Genomic DNA, 19,513 nt, shown 5'->3' with positions numbered 1-19,513 from the left:
GTGTGGCCACCTCGCGGCGCGGGCTGCGCCACGGGGTTTGGCTGCGGATCATAGACGCAGCCGCGGGCCGTGCTGCGCCGCCCCGCGGGTTGTCCAGCGCCCCGGTTTCGACGACGATGCGCCGCTGCTGCCTACAAGCCTTCTCCATTCCCCCAAGGACCGTGCCCATGAAAGCCAAAGAACGAGATGCACTGCTGTACCTGTTGAAAACCCGCTTCACCCAACACCCCCAGCGGCACCCGGGCCTGGACTGGGCCAAGGTGGCGGCCCAACTGGATGGCAACGCCGCGGCCCTCAAGGCGCTGGCGCTGATGGAGGCGTCGGGCGGTGAACCCGATGTGATCGGCCATGACGGGGCCCGTGGCGAGGTCCTCTTTTGTGACTGCGCTGCCGAGAGCCCGGCCGAGCGCCGAAGCCTGTGCTATGACTGCGAGGCCCTGAACGCGCGCAAGGAGAACAAGCCGCAGGGCAGCGCGTTGCAAATGGCTGCCGAGATGGGCATTGCTCTGCTGGATGAGGACCAATACCGCGCACTGCAGGCGCTGGGCGAGTTCGACGTGAAGACGTCCAGCTGGTTGGCCACACCGCCCGCGGTGCGTGCACTGGGCGGTGCGCTGTTTGGCGACCGGCGCTATGGCCGCGTGTTCGTCTATCACAACGGTGTGCAGTCGTACTACGCGGCGCGGGGGTTTCGGGGGTGTCTGTGGGTGTGAGAAAGCGCGGTCTGCCGCAGCAGGGCGGCCCGCGTGCAGCGGGGTTTGAATGCTATAATTTGTATAGCTGTTGGCGCTTATGCAGCAAGCGCTAGAGGCCAAAAACACTTAAAAATATCAACCCGCCGCCAAGGCGATGTACTCGCACCCGCGCCCGCACCGTGGCCCCCAAACGACATCACAGCGCCCCGATGCCATGGGTGTTTGCAGCAGCAGCAATCCGCAGAAGCCCAGGGTTGCTAAGAGCGGCTCACAAAACTCAGCGAAGCGGTTCTGGCTAGGCGCTGCGTCGCAGGCAGTACGGCTAGTACGACAAGGCGCGGCAACGACGCCAGAAGAGTTTTGTTAGCCAATGGGATGGACGCCCCCACCCTAAACGGCATCGAAAGTGCCACAGTGGAGATGTCAGTTCTTCCACTTGAACCAGCAGGAGCGTCCACCATGAAGATTACAACCATTGGCATCGATTTGGCCAAGAATGTGTTTCAGGTCCACGGTGTGGATGAGCACGGCAAAGCCGTGTTCAACAAGCCGCTCAAGCGCGAACAGATGGCCGCCTTCTTCGTGAACCTGCCGCCCTGCCTGATTGGCATGGAAGCCTGCGGCAGTGCCCACCACTGGTCGCGCAAGCTTCAGGGCATGGGCCACACCGTGCGCCTGATGGCACCCCAGTTCGTCAAGCCTTATGTCAAGACCAACAAGAACGATGCGGCCGATGCGGCTGCCATCTGCGAAGCCGTCACCCGCCCGAGCATGCGCTTCGTACCGATCAAGAACGTGGAGCAGCAAGGCGTGCTGGCCCTGCACCGGGTGCGCCAGGGCTTTGTCAAGGCCCGCACTGCACAGGCCAACCAGATCCGGGGCTTGCTGGCCGAGTTTGGGGTGATCGTTCCCCAAGGCATAGGCCACATTACCCAACGGGTGCCAATGCTCATTGAGGATGCCGCCAACGAGTTGCCCGGCGTGTTTCGACTGTTGATACAACGTCTGCTCGACCATCTCAAGGAGCTTGACCGCCAAGTGCAGGAGCTGGAGGCACAAATCGTGGCCTGGCACCGCCAAAGCGACTTGAGTCGCAAACTCGGGCAGATCCCCGGCATTGGCCCCATCACGGCCTGCGCGCTGGTGGCCTCGCTGGGGGATGCAAAGAACTTCAAGGATGGTAGGCAGGTGGCGGCCTGGCTGGGGCTGGTGCCACGCCAACACTCCAGTGGGGGCAAACAAAACCTGCTGGGTATCAGCAAACGGGGCGACACGTATCTGCGAACCTTGTTGATCCACGGTGCGCGCTCAGTGATCTATCACGCGCAGAACAAGGGACAGGGCAGCGCGCAGTGTGGCTGGCTCCATGGTGTGCTGCAGCGGCGCAACAAGAACGTAGCGGCGGTGGCGCTGGCCAACAAGAATGCCCGCGTGGTGTGGGCCTTGCTCGCGCATGGCAGGAGCTACGAGGCGGGCTACGTACGAGAGTCGGTCTGAGCAACCAGCGCCGGCACGACAAGAACGAGGAGCGGGAGAAAACCAACCGATTGCTCAAGCAATCATGAAGTGATGGCAAGACAGGTCAGACCGTGGTGGATGAAATCCGATTAGAGCGTGGCACTTCGAGTGCGTTGAGCCGATAGGACCTCCATCAGCGACTCCCATCAGGGACCGTGGCTCGCGCCACAACAAGTCCGGATATACGGGTGCAATCTTTACCTTCTTGGCAGCAGTGAGTGAGGGCTTGGCTTATTCGGGGCGTCCATATACGCTCTAAGCGTGCTGTCAATTCGGGGACGGCCCGGCATGGTCAGCCTGGGGGCGCACTGGTACGCTGCGTCGCCATGGAGACAACCACACCCACCACCCCGCCCTTCATCCCCCAGATCCGTCTGTACCAGAACTGGCTGCGCGACGAGCGCGGCCTGCAGTTCGACAGCTACGACGCGCTGTGGCGCTGGTCCACCACCGATCTGGACGCCTTCTGGCAAAGCGTGTGGGACTACTTCCAGCTCGAATCCCCCACGCCCCACACCGCCGTGCTGGGCAAAAACACCATGCCCGGCGCGCAGTGGTTCCCCGGGGCGCAGTTCAATTACGCCCGCCAGGCGCTGCGGCATGTGGATGCCGCGCACGCCGCAGGGCTGCCCGCCATCATCAGCCGCAACGAAAAAGGCCACCACCGCGAGCTGAGCTGGCCCGAGCTGCGCCGCCAGGTCGCGTCGCTGGCGTTGCACCTCAAAGCCCAGGGCATCCAGCCCGGTGACCGCGTGGCCGCCTACCTGCCCAACGTGCCCGAGGCCATGATCGCCTTCCTGGCCACGGTCAGCATTGGCGGCGTGTGGAGCATTTGCGCGCCCGACATGGGCACACACGCCGTGCTCGACCGCTTCCGCCAGATCGAGCCCAAGGTGCTGATCAGCGTGGACGGCGTGACCTACGGCGGGCGTGACCACGACCGCACGGGCGTGCTGGCCGAGCTGCGCGCCGACCTGCCCAGCGTGCAGCATGTGGTGTTGCTGGGCACCCTCGATGCTTCTGTTTCGATAGCTGGTTGCGCAAGCTGGACAAGCGCTACGGCCCGAAATGATGCAGAAACTGCGGCATTCGAGCCGATGTGGCTGCCGTTTGACCACCCGCTGTGGATCGTCTACTCCAGCGGCACCACGGGGTTACCCAAGCCCATCGTGCACGGCCACGGCGGCACGGTGCTGGTGGCGCTGCAGCTCAAGGTGCTGCACAACGACATCGGCTGCAGCTACGCGCCCAACAGCTTGGGCGAGCGCTACCACTGGTACAGCTCCACGGGCTGGGTGATGTGGAACGCGCAGCTGTCGGGCCTGCTGTCGGGCACCACCTGCGTGATCTTTGACGGCAATCCCGGCGGCAGCAAAGACCACCCCGACTGGGGCGTGTTGTGGCGCTTTGCGGCCGAGACGGGCGTGACCTTTTTCGGTGCGGGCGCGGCGTTTTTTGCCAACTGCAAGAAGGCGGGCATCACGCTGGCGGACCATGGCGACCTGAGCCGCATCCGCGCGTTGGGCACCACGGGATCGCCGCTGTCGCCCGAGGTGCAGCAGTGGGGCACAGCGCAGTTCGAGGCATTGGGCACGTCTGATATCTGGTGGAACAACATCTCCGGTGGCACCGACTTTTGCGGCGCCTTCATCGGCGGCCACCGCGAAATGCCGCAAGTGCCCGGCGAGATGCAGTGCCGCATGCTGGGCGCGGCGGTGGAGTCCTGGAATGCCGAGGGCTTGCCGGTGATGAACGAGGTGGGCGAGCTGGTCTGCGCACAGCCCATTCCGTCCATGCCCCTGTACCTGTGGGGCGACAAGGATGGCAGCCGCTACCTCTCAAGCTACTTCGACATGTACCCCGCAGGCCACGGCCGCAAGCCCGGTGGTGGCGACGGCCCCCCGAGCATGGGCGCAGTCTGGCGCCATGGCGACTGGCTCAAGATCGGCGCCAACGGCGGTTGCGTCATCTATGGCCGCAGCGACGCCACCATCAACCGCCACGGCCTGCGCATGGGCACGAGCGAGATCTACAGCGCGGTCGAATCCCTGCCCGAAGTGCTCGACAGCCTCGTGGTCGACCTGGAATACCTGGGCCGCGAAAGCTACATGCCGCTGTTCGTGGTGCTGCGCCCCGGCAGCGTGCTCGACGACACGCTTCGCGGTCGCATCAACGGCGCGGTGCGCACGGCGCTGAGCCCGCGTTTTGTGCCCGACGATATTTTTGCAGTGGCCGAAGTGCCGCGCACGTTGAGCGGCAAGAAGCAGGAGCTGCCGATCAAGAAGTTGCTGCTGGGCCAGCCCATCGAGAAGGTGGTCAACAAGGACGCGATGGCCAACCCCGGGTGCCTGGACTGGTACGTGGCGTTTGCCGCCGAGCGCAAGGGGCAGCCCGTCTGAACCACCAAACCACTGAATCAACGGGGCCGCTTGCACCGCGCCGGGTACAACAGGCGGCCATGCCCTACACGCGGCGGGTGCCGTGGGGGCCAGACTAGATCGGGCAGCACCACGGTGCGGCCCGCCATAATGCGCGACCCCGCCACGCGCCTTGCAGGAGAAACTTGCCCATGACCACACCCTCCCATCCCAAACGTTTTTCGATGATCCGCGAGTTCCATCTGGCCGACTGGTTCACGCTGGGCAACGCCGTCTGCGGCGTGGGCGCGCTGTTCTCGGTGATGTCGTACCTGGAGACGAACGACGTGCTGCACGTGTACTTCGCGTGCGCCTTGGTGCTGGCAGCCCTGATTTTTGATGTGCTGGACGGCCGCATTGCGCGCTGGCGCCAAAAGAGTTCGGCCATGGGCCGCGAACTGGATTCGCTGGCCGACGTGATCTCGTTCGGCGTGGCGCCCGCCATCATTGCCTACGGTTGTGGCATGCAGGGGCTGTACGACCGCGTGGTGCTGGCCTACTTTGTGGCCTGCGGCGTATCGCGTCTGGCGCGTTACAACGTCACCGCCGAAACCCTGTCGGGCGAGGACGGCAAGGTCAAATATTTTGAAGGCACGCCCATTCCCACGTCCATCGTGCTGGTCGCGCTGATGGCGCTGGCAGCCTATATGGGCGCCGTGCGCGAGAACCTGTGGTTTGGCCAGGTGGTGCTGGGCGGCTTCACGCTGCACCCACTGGTGCTGGTGTTTGCGGTGTCGGGGTCGTTGATGATCAGCCGGATTCGCATACCGAAGTTCTGACCCCCGGGGTTACGTGGAGCCTCGGGCTGCCGCCCCTGCCACTGCACTGTTCGCCGGGTCGGTTTTCCCTTTTTGATCTTCTTTGGGTCTGCCCGCCATGTCCCTGCAAAAAATTGCTGCTTTTTCTGACGGCGCTGTGGGTGGCAACCCCGCCGGTGTCTGGATGGGCGAGGCCCTGCCAACGCCCGCAGAGATGCAACGCATCGCGGCCGACGTCGGGTTTTCGGAAACCGCGTTTGCCGCGCCACAGGGCAGCGGCTGGCGCGTGCGCTACTTTTCGCCCGAGTCCGAGGTGCCGTTTTGTGGGCACGCCACCATTGCCTTGGGCGCCGCGCTGGCCCAGCGCGCGGGCGATGGGGTGTTTGCCCTGTCGCTGGCGCACGCCCAGATCACGGTGGAGGGGCGCCGCGACGGCGATTTGGTGCAAGCCGCGTTGCAGTCGCCGCCCACACGCAGCGGGCCGCTGGCTGATGGGCTCCTGAACCGCCTCCTCACGCTGTTTGGCATCGCGCCTGCCGACCTCGACCCGCGCATTCCTCCCGCGCTGATCCACGGCGGCGCGGACCACGCCGTGCTGGCCCTGCGCAGCCGCGCGGCGCTGGCGGCCATGCACTACGCGTTGGACGCAGGCCGCACGCTGATGCTGGACGCGGGGCTGGTCACCATCGTGCTGGTGGTTGTGGAGTCAGACCAGTTGCTGCACACGCGCAACGCGTTTGCCTCGGGCGGGGTGCTGGAAGACCCGGCCACGGGCGCTGCGACGGCCGCCCTCGCGGGCTATCTGCGCGACCTGGGCTGGCCGCATGACGGCGCCATCGATGTGGTGCAGGGGGAAGACATGGGCATGCGCTCGCGCTTGCGGGCCGAGATCGAGCCGGTGCCCGGCAGCTCCATCCGCGTATCGGGCACGGCGCGGTGGATGCGCGGTGATGAATAGATAAATGTGAATACTATGAAAATAGTAGCTACTAGCGCTTGCTGAATAAGCGCTAGAGCCTGTTTTGACTCATATTTTGAATCCTGCGCTGCATCAGGCTGCCGCCGCAGGCCGCCGGTTCACCAGCACGATGCCCGCCGCCACCAGCACCAGCGCGGCCACCAGCCCGGGGGTGATGGGCTCGCCCAGCCACCACGCGCCAAACAGCAGTGCAAACACGGGTGTCAAAAACACAAACACCGAAATCTTGGTGGCCGGGTAGTGGGCCAGCATCCACATCCAGGCCAGGTAGCTCACAAACGCGCCCACCAACGCCTGCACCAAGAGTGAGCCCCAGGCAAATGCGCTGAACTGCAGCGTCCAGGTTTCCCCCAGCGCCAGCGACAGCCAGGGCAACGCCAAGGCGCTCACCCCCACTTGGTACAGCAGTTGTTTGGCAGGCGCCACGCGGGCCAACGGCGTGGTGCGGATGACCACGGTGGTCAGCGCCCACATCAGGCCCGCCGCCAGCCCCAGCAGGTCGCCCAGCCAGGCCTGCGGCAACGCGGCGTTGGCGGGGCCCAGCAGCCCGTCGCCCAGCGCCAGCCCCACGCCCACAAACGCAGCCGCCAGGCCCAGCCACTGCCAGCCCTTGAGCCCCTCGCCCGGAATAAACCGTGGCAGCAGGATGGCCACCCAGAACGGCGCGGCATACAAAAACACCGTGAGCCGCGACGCGGTGGTGTATTGAAGCCCCAGGTAGATGCACGCAAATTCGCCCGCAAACAGCACACCCGCCAGCAGCCCGGCGCGCAGGGCGCCCACAGGCTCGGCGGCGCTGGACAGCCGCACCCCGCGCCACAGGCACCAGGCCGCTACCGCCACCGTGGCTATCGCAAACCGGACAAAGGCCTGAAACGCGGGCGCCACCTCGGCCACGGTGGCCTTGACCAGCACTTGCTGAAAGCCCCAGAACATGCAGCAGGCCAGCAGCAGGCAGACGGCGAGGGAGTCGATATGGGTTTTGCGGGAGGACAGGGGCATCGGGCGATTATCGAAGGGACGCACCGTGTGGCCAGTCGCCAGCGTGCCGCGGACGGGGTGCAGGTTGCTTGCTGCAGCCTCGGGTTGGTTCAGGGTTGGTCCTACAAGCGCTGTGACGTTGGCAGCACGCTGTGGGACGAAGGCGAGGGTTAAGGTCTTGCCTGGGGTCAGCCCGTGGCGTCTGCCTCGGCTTTCAAGCCGTTTTCCGGACACCGGCCCCCAAGGAGCAGAGATGAAAGACCCGAACCATTCCCCCAAGCTGGTTGACTTATGGCGCAAGCGCTGGTGGTCGGGCGCCGCCGTGCTGGCACTGGCAGGGGGGTTGATAGGGCTGTGGGTGTGGACTCAGCAGGTCGGTCAGACAGCGACGCCCCCAGGCGATGCGCCAGCGCCTCAAGTCTCGCAGGCACCGCCCGTGCCACTGCGGGCGCAGTTTGGCGATGAACCCGCCTCGGCAGATGCCCGCCAGATCGCCAGCTGGGCTTTGCATTCAGGGGACAACCAAAACCTTGCGGTGGTGGTGGTCGACAAAAAGGATGCGAAGGTCTACGTGTTTGACCGCGACGGCGAACTCCAGGGCGCCGCACCTGCGTTGATGGGGTCGGCCGTCGGCGACCACAGCGTTCCCGGTGTGGGCGACAAACCGGTGGCCCAGGTGCTGCCCGAAGAGCGCACCACACCGGCAGGCCGGTTCATCGCGGAAGTCGGCTTGAACGCCAATGGCGAAGATGTGGTGTGGGTGGACTATGGCGCGGCGGTGTCCATGCACCGGGTGCGGGCCAACGTCAAAGCCGAGCGTCGGCTGGAGCGGCTGGCCTCCAGCACCGCTGCGGACAACCGCATCTCCTTCGGTTGCATCAACCTTCCGGTCTCTTTCTACGAAAAAGTGCTGAGCCCCCTGGTGCGTGGCACGGGCGCGGTGGTGTACGTGCTGCCCGAGACCCAACCGGCAACCGCACTTTTTGGCGCCTATGACGTGCCTGCGCGGTGATGCCCATGGACCCACGGCGTGCGCGGGCGTGTTGCACAGGGTGTTTTCGGCGTTTGATGGCAAAACCCACGCCGAACAGGCCCGTCCCTGTCCCACACGCGCTGCGGTCTCGGGCTGACGTGGCGCCCGCCGCAAACAACTAGTCTGGGTACAGCTGGCGACTTTGCTGGCGAGTTCCAAATTCACCACACACTCAAGGAGTCTCCACATGACTGCATCGAACACACTGAAGACATTGCTCGCGGGCCTGGCTACCGTCGCCGTTGTTGGTACCGCCATCGCGCAGGGCACACCACCCACCACCGCAAGCCCCAACGCCGCCACGGGCGCTGGCCAGCAAAGCTCGCAAGGCACGCCGATGGGCACCACAGGTGTTGGCGGAGGGGGCGCGGCGACGCCGACCACGCAAGCCGCTCCGGCGCCTGCCACTCCGGCACGTGCCGCTGCGGCCCCCGTAACCACAGACACGACCATGTCGAGCTCCGGCGGTGCAACGACCCGCCCCATGCGCGCTGACCGCAACTAAGCCGGGAACCGGGCGACAACAAGAATGCCGGGTACGCCCGGTTTTTTTGTGCGTGCGGACGCGCGAATGGCCAGCGAAGATGCAGTGAACAAGCGCTTACGTGGCCCCACGGTACACTTTGCGCCTTCTGAAACAGGTTCCCGCGCTCCATTCCACGCCCCCTATCCATGGCCCTTACGACGTCGGCCCAGGCCCGCACCAGCTTTGACCTGAAAAGCGCCTCGCTGCCCGTGGTGGCCGTGGTGCTCAAAACCACCGACGCTGCATTGTTTGCAGCCGATCTGGCCGACCGCGTGGCAGACGCCCCGGGATTTTTTGACCACGACCCGGTGCTGATTGACCTGGCGCCCGTGCGCGAGGCCGAAGAACCCATCGACTTTGCCGCCATCGTGGCCCTGCTGCGCAGCCACAGCACCCTGCCCGTGGCGGTGCGCGGCGGCAACGCAACCCAGATGGAAGCCGCGCGCGCTGCCGGCCTGGCCGCAGCGCCCGATGCGCCCCCCGCCCGCGTTGAGGCGGCTGCAGCCGCAGAGGTGCGCGAAGTGGTCCGTGAAGTCGAGGTCGAAGTGGTGCGCGAAGTGCCTGTGGCCGGACCCGGCACCATGGTCATCGACAAACCGCTGCGCTCCGGCCAGCAGGTGTATGCGCGCGGCGGTGACCTGGTGGTGATGGCCGTGGTCAGTTTTGGCGCCGAGGTGATTGCCGACGGCAACATCCATGTGTATGCCCCGCTGCGTGGCCGTGCCATTGCCGGGGCGCGTGGCAACACCGAAGCCCGTATTTTTTCTACCTGCATGGAGCCGCAACTCGTCTCTATTGCAGGCATTTACCGCACCACCGAAACCGCGCTGCCCGAAGAAGTGGCTGGCAAACCGGCCCAGGTGCGGCTGGAGGGCGAAAAGCTCATCATCGAGCCGCTGCGCAATCCTGTTCGTATCAACCCCAGAGAGAATTGATTAAACCCATGGCCAAAATCGTCGTCGTGACCTCCGGCAAGGGTGGTGTGGGCAAAACCACCACCAGCGCCAGCTTTGCCACCGGCCTCGCCCTGCGCGGCCACAAGACCGCCGTGATCGACTTTGACGTCGGCCTGCGCAACCTGGACCTCATCATGGGCTGCGAACGCCGCGTGGTGTATGACCTCATCAACGTGATCCAGGGCGAGGCCAACCTGAACCAGGCGCTCATCAAGGACAAGCAGTGCGACAACCTGTTCGTGCTGGCCGCCAGCCAGACGCGCGACAAGGATGCGCTCACGCAGGATGGCGTCGAGAAGGTGCTTAAAGACCTGGCGGCGATGGATTTTGAGTACATCGTTTGCGACTCGCCCGCCGGCATCGAAAGCGGCGCGCTGATGGCCATGCACTTTGCCGACGAGGCGCTGCTGGTGACCAACCCCGAAGTGTCCAGCGTGCGCGACTCGGACCGCATTCTGGGCATGCTGGGCAGCAAGACCAAGCGTGCCATTGACGGTGGTGAGCCCATCAAAGAGCACCTGCTCATCACACGCTACAACCCCAGCCGCGTGCAGGACGGCCAGATGCTGAGCCTGGAAGACATCCAGGACATCCTGCGCATCAAGCTGATCGGCGTGATCCCGGAATCGGAAGTGGTGCTGCAGTCGTCCAACCAGGGCACGCCCGCCATCCACGCCAAGGACACCGATGTGTCGGAGGCCTACAAGGATGTGATCGACCGCTTTCTCGGCGCCACCGACAAACCCCTGCGTTTCATCGAAGCGGAAAAACCCAGCTTCTTCAAGCGCCTGTTCGGGAGCAAATAAGCCATGGCTTCTTTCCTGTCCTTCCTGCTCGGCGAGAAGAAGAAAACCGCCAGTGTTGCCAAAGAGCGCCTGCAGATCATCCTGGCGCACGAACGCAATGGCCGCAACGCGTCCGAACCCGACTACCTGCCCGCGCTGCAACGCGAGTTGGTGGCGGTGATCTCCAAATACGTCAAGATCAACCCTGAAGACCTCAAGGTGCACCTGGAACGCCAGGACAACCTGGAAGTGCTGGAAGTCAAGATCGAGCTGCCCGACACGGTGCGCTGAGGCGGTAGCCCGCCCCGATGACAAGCCCCACCCGCTTTCGGCGGCGTGGGGCTTTTTTGCGCCCGCCGGGTTCGGAAATTGCTAGGGAATTAAGGGTTAACCCTAGGATTTCCCATGGTCTCCGAAACAAGCTGGAAACTCAGCGGGCAGCGCGCCCGCAACCACGAAGGCGTCACCCGCGGGGCGCGGGCGTTTTGCGCATTGGCCGCGGTGCTGGCGTTTGGCTGGTGGGCGCAGTGGCAGACCGAGCTGATGCCGGTGCTGCTGGGAGTGATCGCCAGCGCCCTGACCGAAACCGACGACAGCTGGCGCGGGCGCCTGCGCGCGCAGTTGCTGGCACTGGGGTGTTTTTGCCTCATGGCGCTGGCGGTGTGGGCCACGGTGGCCACGCCCTGGGTGCTGATGGTGGTGATGGCGGGGGCCGCCTTTGCCTTGACCCTGCTGGGGGCGTTGGGTGAGCGCTACCGCGCCGTGGCGTTTGGGTCGCTCGTTCTGTTCATTTATGCCGCGTTGGCGGCGCACACCAGCCAGGTGGCAGCAGTGCAGGCCACGCCGCTGATGCTGGGCGGCGCTGTGTGGTACGGCCTGGTGTCCGTCGTGTGGAGCGCGGTGATGCCCCGCGCGCCTGTGCGTTACCGGCTGGCCAGGTTGTATGCGGTGCTGGGCGAATACCTGCGGCTGAAGGCGCTGCTGCTGGAGCCCGTGCGGGAGACGGACCTGGAGGGTCGCCGCATGGCGCTGGCGCTGCACAACGGCCGGGTGGTGGACGCCCTCAACGCGGCCAAAGAAAGCTTGGCCAGTCGCATTGGTCGTGGCGCGCCACCCGCCTGGATGCACACCGCCATGCACCAATACTTGGCCGCGCAAGACCTGCACGAGCGGGCGAGTTCATCACACGAGCATTACGACCTGCTGGCGCAGTCGTTCTTTCACAGCGATGTGTTGTACCGCTGCCAGCGGGTGCTGACGCTGCTGGGCGAGCAGGCGCTGAAGCTGTCGGTGGCGATTCAGGAGCAGTCGTGGCCGCAGCACTGGGGGGTGACCAGCCGGGCCATCGAAGACATGCAGGCGGCCATCGCCCACCAGGATGCGAGCGCGGCAACGGATGCGGCAGCGGCCTGTGGTGCTGATGCTCCGGTATCTTCGGCCCGGCCCTTGCGCTCTCTGCACGCCCTGGGCCACAACCTGACCGCCATGGCGGGCGTGTTCGCCGGTGCGCTGAGCCCGCGGGAAAAGGGGGTGGAAGACACCGCCGACAGCGGCGTGGACTACGCCCTGCTGGATCGGGAGCCGCGCACCCTGGGCGATGCCTGGGCGCGTGTGCGGGCGCAACTGCATGCCCAGTCGCCCTGGTTGCGGCACAGCGTGCGCCTGAGCCTGTCCCTGGTGGCGGGTTTTGTCGTTATGCAGGCCACGGCAGACCCGCATGGCTACTGGATTTTGCTCACCATCGTGTTTGTGAGCCAGCCCCAGTACGCCGCGACCCAGATGCGGCTGGTGCAGCGGGCCAAGGGCACGGCGTTGGGGTTGGCGCTGGGGTGGGCGGCGATTCAGCTTTTTCCCGCAGCGCTCGTTCAAGCGGGATTTTTGGTGTTGGCCGGGGCCTTGTTCTTTGGCACGCGGCACACCCGCTACGTGCTGGCCACGGCGGCCATCACCACGTTGCTGTTGCTGGGTTTTCACCAGATGGGCATGGCCCAGGGGGTGATCCTGACCCGATTGCTGGACACCGCAGCCGGGTGCCTGATTGCCGCTGCGGCCTCGTGGCTGGTGCTGCCTCACTGGCAGTCACGCCAATGGCCGCATCTGGCAGCGCAAGTGTTGCAGACGCAGGCCTTGTACCTGCGCGAAATTCTGGCGCAGTACCAGACGGGCAAACGCGACCATCTGGTGTACCGCCTGGCACGGCGCAATGCGCACAACGCCGATGCAGCGTTGTCCCATTCGTACAGCGCCATGCTCAAGGAGCCCCTGCGCGTGCGGGGCAACGCCGCGGTGGTCGGCAACTTTCTGCGGCTGTCGCACACCCAGCTCAACTACCTGTCGGCCCTGGGGGCGCAGCGTGCCAGCGGCGCGCTGGAGCCTATGGACGATGCAACGCAACAAACTGCGCGGCAACTGCTGGTATCGCTGCAGCACCTGGCGGGCGAGCTGGAGAGTGCCCAGCAACAATTGCCCAGTGCGGCGACAACCAGGGCGCGTGCTGCCCCGGCGGTTGCGCAGGTGCTGCGCGAGTTTGGTCCCCTGGGTGTGTTGCCGCCAACGGCTCATGCAACGGCGCCCCACAGCCTGATGGCTGCGCAGCTGGCGCTGGTGGGCAAGGTGTTTCCGCAGTTGCAGGAGCAGGTTTGGCAACTGGTCGATCATCCCTTGCCGGGGCCTGCGGGTTCTGCGGCGGCTGTCGGTTCAGTGGGCCAGCGGTAGGCCCGTTTTTTCTGCGGCGATGACTTACCAGCCCCAGAGCAGGCGCTTGGCGATCCAGCCCTTGGGGCCGCCGTCTTGCTGCACTCTCACCCAGTCTGGGCGTCGCTCCAGCGTGCGCAGCACCTCGCCGTGTTCCGCCCGCCCCACCACGCGGCTGCGGGTGCCGGGGGCGCTGCGAATATTGGCCACGCGGCTCTTCACAATGTGGTGGGGTGTTTTGTTGACCAGCGGCCGGTAAACCCAGCCGGTGTCATTCTCAAAGTCGCGCACCTTCAGCCATTGACCGCTGCGCCCCGTGACTTCCAGCGGAAACCCGTGGCTCAGTGACCACAGTGTGGAATGCTGGGTTCCCGCACCGGACCGCATATTGATCTCCGGTTTGGCCACACTCACCATCTCTCGGGCGTGCGCGCCCGCGCCACAGACGGCGAGGGTGATGGCAATCAGAAGTTCGGGGAGGCGTCGGGGCAAAAGCATGGGGCTCCAGTTCAATACAGGGCAGACCGCCCGGCGCGCGCCCATCGCGCACCGCAGCGGCAGCCCCCGCATTTTTTCAGCCTCAGACTTCTTGTCAAAGTGCGGGCCTTGCCGCACCGCGCTGCATGGTTATGCGGCGCGCTGTTTGCAGACTACAGCGGATGCTCTGTGTAAAAACGGCCGCCGTGGTACAGCAGCGGCGGCACGCCTGCGCGGTGACTGCACCGCTCGACCTCGCCCACAAAGATCACGTGGTCGCCTTCTTCGTAGCGGCTGCGGTTGAAGCATTCAAAAGTGGCCGCGCAACCCGCCAGCACTGGCGCGTCGCTGATGCCGGGGCTGTGTTCCACGCCGCTCCAGCGGTCGACACCCCGTGCGGCAAAACGCTCGGCCAGCGCTTTCTGGTCGGCGGCCAGCACATTGATGGCGTAGTGAGACCCGTTGGAGAACACCGGCAGGGAGGCCGCGGCACGTGCCAGGCTCCACAGGACCAGCGGGGGGTCGAGCGACACCGAGTTGAAGGAGTTGGCTGTGAGCCCGATCAGTTCGCCTTGCGCATCGCGTGCGGTGACGATGGTCACGCCCGTGGCAAACATGCCCAGTGCATCGCGAAACTCGCGGGTGGAGAAACTGGGCGGGCGGGCAAGGGCAGGGCGGGGCAGGGGACGGTTCACAAAAAGCAGGGCGGGGCCGCCATCAGCAGGGGATGGAACTATTATGGAGCGCTGCCCGCGGCTGCGCTGTTGCGGGGTTTACATCTGTTTGTCACCGCATGGCCCTTCTTCCCACCTTCACCACCCTGGGCTCTGGCCCGACCGTGCTGATGCTGCATGACGCAGACGGCGACCACCTCACGTTTGCTCCTCAGGTCGAGACATTGGCCAGCGCGGGTTACCGCGCCGTAGCCTGGGACATGCCGGGGTATGGCTACAGCGCGCCGATTGAGCCCTACACCTTCAAAAGCTTGGCAGAAAGCTGCCTCACGCTGATCGACGCGCTGCAAGGTGGACCGGTCACCCTGGTGGGGCATGGCATGGGTGCCATGGTGGCGCTGGAGGTGGCGGTGCGCAAACCATCGGCCGTTGGGCGGCTGGTGCTCTGCGCGGGCGGGCCCGCACTGGATGCGCAGGCCACCGAAGACTGGGTGTCGCCCCGCCTGCAGGCGCTGGACGCAGTATTGGCTGCCGGAGGCGGCATGGAGGCACTGGCGCAAATGCTGGTGCCGCAGTTCGTCGGCACTGGCGCCCTGCCCGAAGGCGTGCTGCTGGCGAACCACGCGCTGTCCAAGGTGTACGCGGGCAGCTACCGGCGGGCGCTGGAGGCGATGCCCACCTTTGCCCGCGGGGCTGAGGCGCTGGCGCGCCTGCATGTGCCCACCTTGCTGGTGGGGGGTGAAGATGATCGCTGCACGCCCACCATCGCCCTGCAAGCGCTGGCCCAGGTGCTGCCGGATGCCCGGCATGTGAGCCTGCCCCACGTGGGCCATTGGCCGCAGCTGGAAGACCCCGAAGGCTTTGACGGTGCGTTGCTGGATTTTTTGGCCACCCGGCGGATACTGCATTGACCAAGGACTGGAGCCCGTCGGTGCAGGAACCGAAACCGTTGCGCAGCGGCGCTCGTTTTTTGATTCCAGGCGGGATGGCACCCACTCTGGCAGGCGCCCTGCTGGTTGGTTTGGCCGCAGTCGGTGTGTGGATCGCACCGGGGGGCGGTGATCTGGAGCGCGGGGTGACCGCGCAAGGTACCAGCGCAGGGGTTTTGAAGCCACCTTCCTCTGACGCACCACAGGCCAGCTCGGCGGCCGCTTTCCCGGCGGCCTCCGCCCCCCGCGCGGCGGAAGTTTCCGGCCCAGGGGCGTGTGATTTGTTGCTGCATCGCATGCCGACGGTGTCGCGCACGCAATGCAACGAGGCCCGTCTTGTGCCCAGTGGTGCCCGTTCGGTGCAGGGCACGCCGTTGTTCTGGCGCGATGTGCCGCCTGCGATGGTTCGCCAGGATGCGACCGAGGCGCCGCTGCGTGTGATGGTGGTCGGGGCCATCCATGGGGATGAGTTAACGGCGGCCTCGCTCGCGCTGCGCTGGATTGCGCTGGCCGAACAGGCGGGCCGACCGGTGCACTGGCGGTTTATCCCGGTGCTCAACCCCGATGGCCTGTTGGCCAAGCCCGCGACACGGGTCAATGCCAGCGGGGTAGACCTGAACCGCAACTTCCCTACGCCCGGCTGGGCGCAGGACGCCCCCCGGTACTGGGAAAAACGCACCCGCCGCGACCCGCGCCGCTGGCCGGGGCCTGCGCCGCTGTCGGAGCCGGAGTCCGCGTTTTTGCACGCGCAGATGGCAGAGTTTCAGCCCCAGCTCATCGTCAGCATCCATGCGCCCTATGGGGTGCTGGACTTTGACGGGCCTTTGGCGCCCCCCGCGCGGTTGGGGCGCCTGTGGCTGGACCAGGTGGGCATCTTCCCGGGCTCGCTGGGGCACTATGGGGGTGTGCACCGGGGCATGCCGGTGGTGACCATCGAGCTACCTCATGCCCTCGATATGCCGCAGGAGGCGGAAATTCAATCCATGTGGCAAGACCTGCTGCGCTGGATGGGTGAGCACTGGCCACAGGTAGACCCCGGGCCCTCGTCCTCGCGTTAGATCGGGGGCACGGTCACTGGGCCCCGGGCGTCCGTGAAATGGGTAGCCGCTGCCGCAACGGCTTGTGCATCGGCCTGCACCGCGCCGGGTGGCCCGCCTTTGCCCCACAGCGCGCCGCCCCAGCGCATGTTCAGGAACTGGGCGCACAACACGACGGAGTCGATCATCGGCTGCGCTTTGGCGCGGTCGCCGCTGGTGGTGATGAGCGACAGTGTTTTGCTGCCCATGGGTTCTTTGAAGGCCAGGCCCGGAACGCGCATCCAGGCGCTCCAGTGGTCCAGATAGGTCTTGAGCGGCGAGGGAATGCTGAACCAGTAAACGGGTGCCACAAACACGATGTGGTCGGCCGCCAGCGTGGCGTTCAGCAAGGTTTTCATGTCGCCTTCGGGCGGCGCGTAGGTGCCCGCGGTGTGGCGCTGGTCCACAAAAGGCGGCAGATCCATGCGTGCCAGATGCAGCCAGGTTTGTGTGGCCTCGGCGGGCAGGGTGGCCGCTGCCTGGCGGGCCAGCCATTCGGTGTTGCCGACCTGGCCGGGCTCGCGGGTGGAGGTGGTGAGGAAAAGGGTGTGGTGTGCAGACATGGCAGGGATCGTAACGGCCCCTGCCGGTGCTTGCGGGCATTCAGGTGGCCGCGAAGGTGCGCGGTGCCCGCACCGTTTCGGCGCCCAGAAAGCCGAAGTTCATCGCAGGTTGTCCACCGCTGATCAGCTCAGCCAAGGCTTTGCCAGAGCCCGCGCCGTGGGTCCAGCCCAGCGTGCCGTGGCCTGCGTTGACCCACAGTTTTCCCAGCCGTGTGCGGCCAATGAAGGGGATGTTGGTCGGCGTGGCGGGGCGCAGGCCGGTCCAGTATTGCGGGTCACCGCCTTGCTCGGGCGTGCGGGTGTCGCACACGCCGGGCAGGATTTCTTCAATGCGGCGCGACAGCATGTGGCAGCGGGCCTTGGCCACCGCGTTGTCGAGCGACAGGTCATACCCACCCAGTTCGATGGTGCCCGCCACGCGCAGCACATTGCCCAGGCGGCTCATGGCGATCTTGCGCCCGTCGTCGATGGTGGACACCTGGGGCGCTGCCTCCGGGCGGAGTAATGGAAAAGTGGCGCTGTAGCCCTTGCCGGGGTAAATCGGCAAGTCCACACCCACGCTGCGCAACAGCGGCGCACTGTAAGAGCCGCAAGCCACAACGATGGCGTCACCTTTCAAAATGAAGTCTTTTTTGCCTCCAGCGCTTGACTGGATTGGCGTGACAGCTACGGAATCAATAGCATTGCCGATTTTGTTCAAGCGCAGCACATCGTGGCCGTACAGAAACTGCGCGCCGCGCGCCGCGCACCGGCGGGCCAACTCCTGGGTGAACACGCGGGCGTCGCCGCTTTCGTCGGTGCTGGTGTACGTGCCGCCGGTGATGTGGTCGCCATAGGCCTTGAAGGCGGGTTCGATCTGGAGCAATTCTTCGCGGCTGACCAGGCGGCGCTGCACGCCATGTTTGCGCATCAACTCCACAGCGTGGCCTGCAGCGTCAAACGATTTCTGGTCGGTGTAGAAGTGGGCAATGCCACGTTCCAGCCGGTTGTAGTCAATGCCGGTGGTGGCGACGAGGTCCTTCAGGGCCGCATGGCTATAGGCGCCCAGCGCCACGATCTGCTGCACATTGCGCTCAAACGCGGCGTCGTTGCACTGCGCGAGGAACTGCAGGCCCCAGCGCCATTGTTGCCATCCTTCACCAAAGGGCATCTGCGGCCGGAACAGCAGCGGCGCTTCCTTGTCGAACATCCACTTGAGCGCCTTGAGCGGCGCTTCGCGGTTGGCCCAGGGCTCGCAGTAGCTCACCGAGATCTGCGCCGCATTGGCAAAACTGGTTTCGAGCGCTGCATCGGGCTGACGGTCGACCACGATGACCTCGTGGCCGCGCTCCAGCAGGTGCCACGCCGTGCTGATGCCGATGATGCCGGCGCCCAAAACAATGGTTTTCATGGCGCGGAGTGTGCGCGACATTGCGCGCAACTAAAAGCAAAATTAAACTTACTCCAAAAACATCAGCGCACCTAATAAAGCGCGCTTCGGAGACCCCCCTTTTGTTCAAGCGAAAGACCATGAGCACCTACGATCCTGCCGCCCTGGAATGCCTTGCCGCCATCGTGGAAGAAGGCGGATTCGAGCGCGCCGCCCAGCGCCTCAACGTCACACAGTCCGCCGTCTCGCAACGCCTGCGAGCCCTGGAGGCGCAGGTGGGCTCCGTGCTCATCGTGCGCAGCCGCCCGCTGCGGCCCACATCGGCGGGGCAACTGCTGCTCAAGCACACCAAGCAACTGCGTCTGTTGCGTGCCGACCTGGAGCGCGACCTGCACGAACTGGCGCCCAGTGCACCGGGCAGCACGCGCGAGGACGAGCGCATTTCCATCGCCATCAATGCCGACAGCATTGCCACCTGGGCCATGGGGGCGCTGCACGACCTGGTGCGCCAGCGCCTGCCGCTGGAGATCATTGCCGACGACCAGGATTTCACGCAGGAGTGGCTGCGCTCAGGCCAGGTTCTGGGGTGCGTGACCACCCTCAAGCAGGCCCTGCGGGGCTGCAAGATGGTGCCGCTGGGGGCCATGCACTATGTGGCGGTGGCGTCTACCGCTTTTGCCCAGCAATATTTGCCGCAGGGGCTGACCCCGCACAACTTTCGGGAGGTGTCGTTTCTGTCGTTCAACCGCAAGGACGATATGGCGGCGGAATTCGTCGCGCGCGCGTTCGGTTTGAAGCGTGTAGCGCTCAACCATCTGTTCGTGCCCGGTACCGAGGCGCAAATGCGCGCGGTGGCCGCGGGCTGGGCGGTGGGTGTGGTGCCAGAGCTGATGGCGCGCACTGCAATAGCCGATGGCAGCATGGTGGACCTGGCGCCGGGCCGGACGCTGCCGATTCAGCTGTACTGGCACTGCTGGAACCTGGAGTCCGAGCTGCTGGATGTGCTGTCGGCAGCGCTGACGGGTGCGGCAGCGGTTTCATTGGTAGCGTGACACGGCCCGTCAAACGGTTGCCCGCGGCACG

Annotated in this window: 19 protein-coding genes; 14 read left to right on the top strand and 5 right to left on the bottom strand. The window is 65.5% G+C overall.

Translation table 11 applies throughout. The features are described from left to right. Positions 1-167 precede the first annotated feature (167 nt). The 5 genes from ACK41V_RS07395 to ACK41V_RS07375 all read left to right on the top strand — a co-directional run bounded on the left by ACK41V_RS07395 (position 168) and on the right by ACK41V_RS07375 (position 6,346). Positions 168-713, top strand: coding sequence for a DUF4256 domain-containing protein (locus ACK41V_RS07395; RefSeq protein WP_409779984.1), 546 nt, complete (start codon positions 168-170; stop codon positions 711-713). Positions 714-1,154: 441 nt separating this feature from the next. After that, positions 1,155-2,192 (top strand): IS110 family transposase, encoded by a 1,038-nt coding sequence (locus ACK41V_RS07390; protein WP_409779981.1) that lies wholly within the window; start codon positions 1,155-1,157, stop codon positions 2,190-2,192. A gap of 347 nt (positions 2,193-2,539) precedes the next feature. Then, positions 2,540-4,612, top strand: a complete 2,073-nt coding sequence (locus ACK41V_RS07385) for an acetoacetate--CoA ligase (protein WP_409779978.1) — start codon at positions 2,540-2,542, stop codon at positions 4,610-4,612. Between the two features lie 170 nt (positions 4,613-4,782). After that, on the top strand, positions 4,783-5,409 hold the full coding sequence (gene pssA, locus ACK41V_RS07380; RefSeq protein WP_409779975.1) for a CDP-diacylglycerol--serine O-phosphatidyltransferase: 627 nt from the start codon (positions 4,783-4,785) through the stop codon (positions 5,407-5,409). 97 nt (positions 5,410-5,506) lie between these two features. Beyond that, positions 5,507-6,346 (top strand): PhzF family phenazine biosynthesis protein, encoded by an 840-nt coding sequence (locus ACK41V_RS07375; protein WP_409779972.1) that lies wholly within the window; start codon positions 5,507-5,509, stop codon positions 6,344-6,346. Between the two features lie 93 nt (positions 6,347-6,439). Here the strand turns inward: ACK41V_RS07375 and ACK41V_RS07370 are convergent, their stop codons facing one another. Further along, positions 6,440-7,369, bottom strand: coding sequence for a DMT family transporter (locus tag ACK41V_RS07370; protein WP_409779969.1), 930 nt, complete (start codon positions 7,367-7,369; stop codon positions 6,440-6,442). 232 nt (positions 7,370-7,601) lie between these two features. Between ACK41V_RS07370 and ACK41V_RS07365 the strand changes: the two genes are divergently transcribed. The 6 genes from ACK41V_RS07365 to yccS all read left to right on the top strand — a co-directional run bounded on the left by ACK41V_RS07365 (position 7,602) and on the right by yccS (position 13,363). After that, positions 7,602-8,360 (top strand): hypothetical protein, encoded by a 759-nt coding sequence (locus tag ACK41V_RS07365; protein ID WP_409779966.1) that lies wholly within the window; start codon positions 7,602-7,604, stop codon positions 8,358-8,360. A 208-nt stretch (positions 8,361-8,568) separates the two neighbouring features. Continuing rightward, on the top strand, positions 8,569-8,886 hold the full coding sequence (locus tag ACK41V_RS07360) for a proteophosphoglycan ppg4 (protein ID WP_409779963.1): 318 nt from the start codon (positions 8,569-8,571) through the stop codon (positions 8,884-8,886). A 167-nt stretch (positions 8,887-9,053) separates the two neighbouring features. Beyond that, positions 9,054-9,842: a septum site-determining protein MinC gene (gene minC, locus ACK41V_RS07355; protein ID WP_409779960.1), complete on the top strand. Its 789-nt coding sequence runs from the start codon at positions 9,054-9,056 to the stop codon at positions 9,840-9,842. An 8-nt stretch (positions 9,843-9,850) separates the two neighbouring features. Next, positions 9,851-10,669 (top strand): septum site-determining protein MinD, encoded by an 819-nt coding sequence (gene minD / locus ACK41V_RS07350; protein ID WP_409779958.1) that lies wholly within the window; start codon positions 9,851-9,853, stop codon positions 10,667-10,669. 3 nt (positions 10,670-10,672) lie between these two features. Further along, the gene (gene minE, locus ACK41V_RS07345; protein WP_056163087.1) at positions 10,673-10,939 is read left to right on the top strand and encodes a cell division topological specificity factor MinE; all 267 of its coding nucleotides are present in this window, start codon (positions 10,673-10,675) and stop codon (positions 10,937-10,939) included. 114 nt (positions 10,940-11,053) lie between these two features. Next, a complete protein-coding gene (yccS, locus tag ACK41V_RS07340; protein WP_409779954.1) occupies positions 11,054-13,363 on the top strand; it encodes a YccS family putative transporter in 2,310 nt (769 codons plus the stop codon). 24 nt (positions 13,364-13,387) lie between these two features. On the opposite strand, the gene ACK41V_RS07335 is transcribed toward yccS, so the two are convergent. Together ACK41V_RS07335 and ACK41V_RS07330 are read right to left on the bottom strand one after the other, a co-directional pair. Further along, positions 13,388-13,840 carry an SH3 domain-containing protein gene (locus ACK41V_RS07335; protein ID WP_409779951.1) on the bottom strand — a complete coding sequence of 151 codons (453 nt, stop codon included), beginning with the start codon at positions 13,838-13,840 and terminating at the stop codon, positions 13,388-13,390. A 152-nt stretch (positions 13,841-13,992) separates the two neighbouring features. Further along, on the bottom strand, positions 13,993-14,514 hold the full coding sequence (locus ACK41V_RS07330) for a flavin reductase family protein (RefSeq protein WP_409779948.1): 522 nt from the start codon (positions 14,512-14,514) through the stop codon (positions 13,993-13,995). 98 nt (positions 14,515-14,612) lie between these two features. Here ACK41V_RS07330 and ACK41V_RS07325 point away from each other — a divergent pair, with 98 nt between their 5' ends. Then, complete coding sequence (locus tag ACK41V_RS07325; protein ID WP_409779945.1) at positions 14,613-15,404, top strand: alpha/beta fold hydrolase; 792 nt, start codon at positions 14,613-14,615, stop codon at positions 15,402-15,404. 74 nt (positions 15,405-15,478) lie between these two features. Continuing rightward, on the top strand, positions 15,479-16,480 hold the full coding sequence (locus ACK41V_RS07320; RefSeq protein WP_409779943.1) for a M14 family zinc carboxypeptidase: 1,002 nt from the start codon (positions 15,479-15,481) through the stop codon (positions 16,478-16,480). Here ACK41V_RS07320 and ACK41V_RS07315 read toward each other — a convergent pair. Together ACK41V_RS07315 and ACK41V_RS07310 are read right to left on the bottom strand one after the other, a co-directional pair. Continuing rightward, positions 16,477-17,061 carry a flavodoxin family protein gene (locus tag ACK41V_RS07315; protein WP_409779940.1) on the bottom strand — a complete coding sequence of 195 codons (585 nt, stop codon included), beginning with the start codon at positions 17,059-17,061 and terminating at the stop codon, positions 16,477-16,479. The two genes, ACK41V_RS07320 and ACK41V_RS07315, sit on opposite strands and share 4 nt — an antisense overlap. 40 nt (positions 17,062-17,101) lie before the next feature. Continuing rightward, positions 17,102-18,451, bottom strand: coding sequence for a D-amino acid dehydrogenase (locus tag ACK41V_RS07310; RefSeq protein WP_409779937.1), 1,350 nt, complete (start codon positions 18,449-18,451; stop codon positions 17,102-17,104). 119 nt (positions 18,452-18,570) lie between these two features. On the opposite strand from ACK41V_RS07310, the gene ACK41V_RS07305 reads away from it, so the two are divergent. Beyond that, positions 18,571-19,482: a LysR family transcriptional regulator ArgP gene (locus ACK41V_RS07305; RefSeq protein WP_409779934.1), complete on the top strand. Its 912-nt coding sequence runs from the start codon at positions 18,571-18,573 to the stop codon at positions 19,480-19,482. Positions 19,483-19,513: the final 31 nt, after the last annotated feature.

The organism is Acidovorax sp. (assembly GCF_046291265.1).
GTDB lineage: Bacteria > Pseudomonadota > Gammaproteobacteria > Burkholderiales > Burkholderiaceae_C > Acidovorax.
The sequence above is the reverse complement of the archived record's forward strand: the minus strand, read 5'-3'. Positions and strand labels throughout refer to the sequence as shown.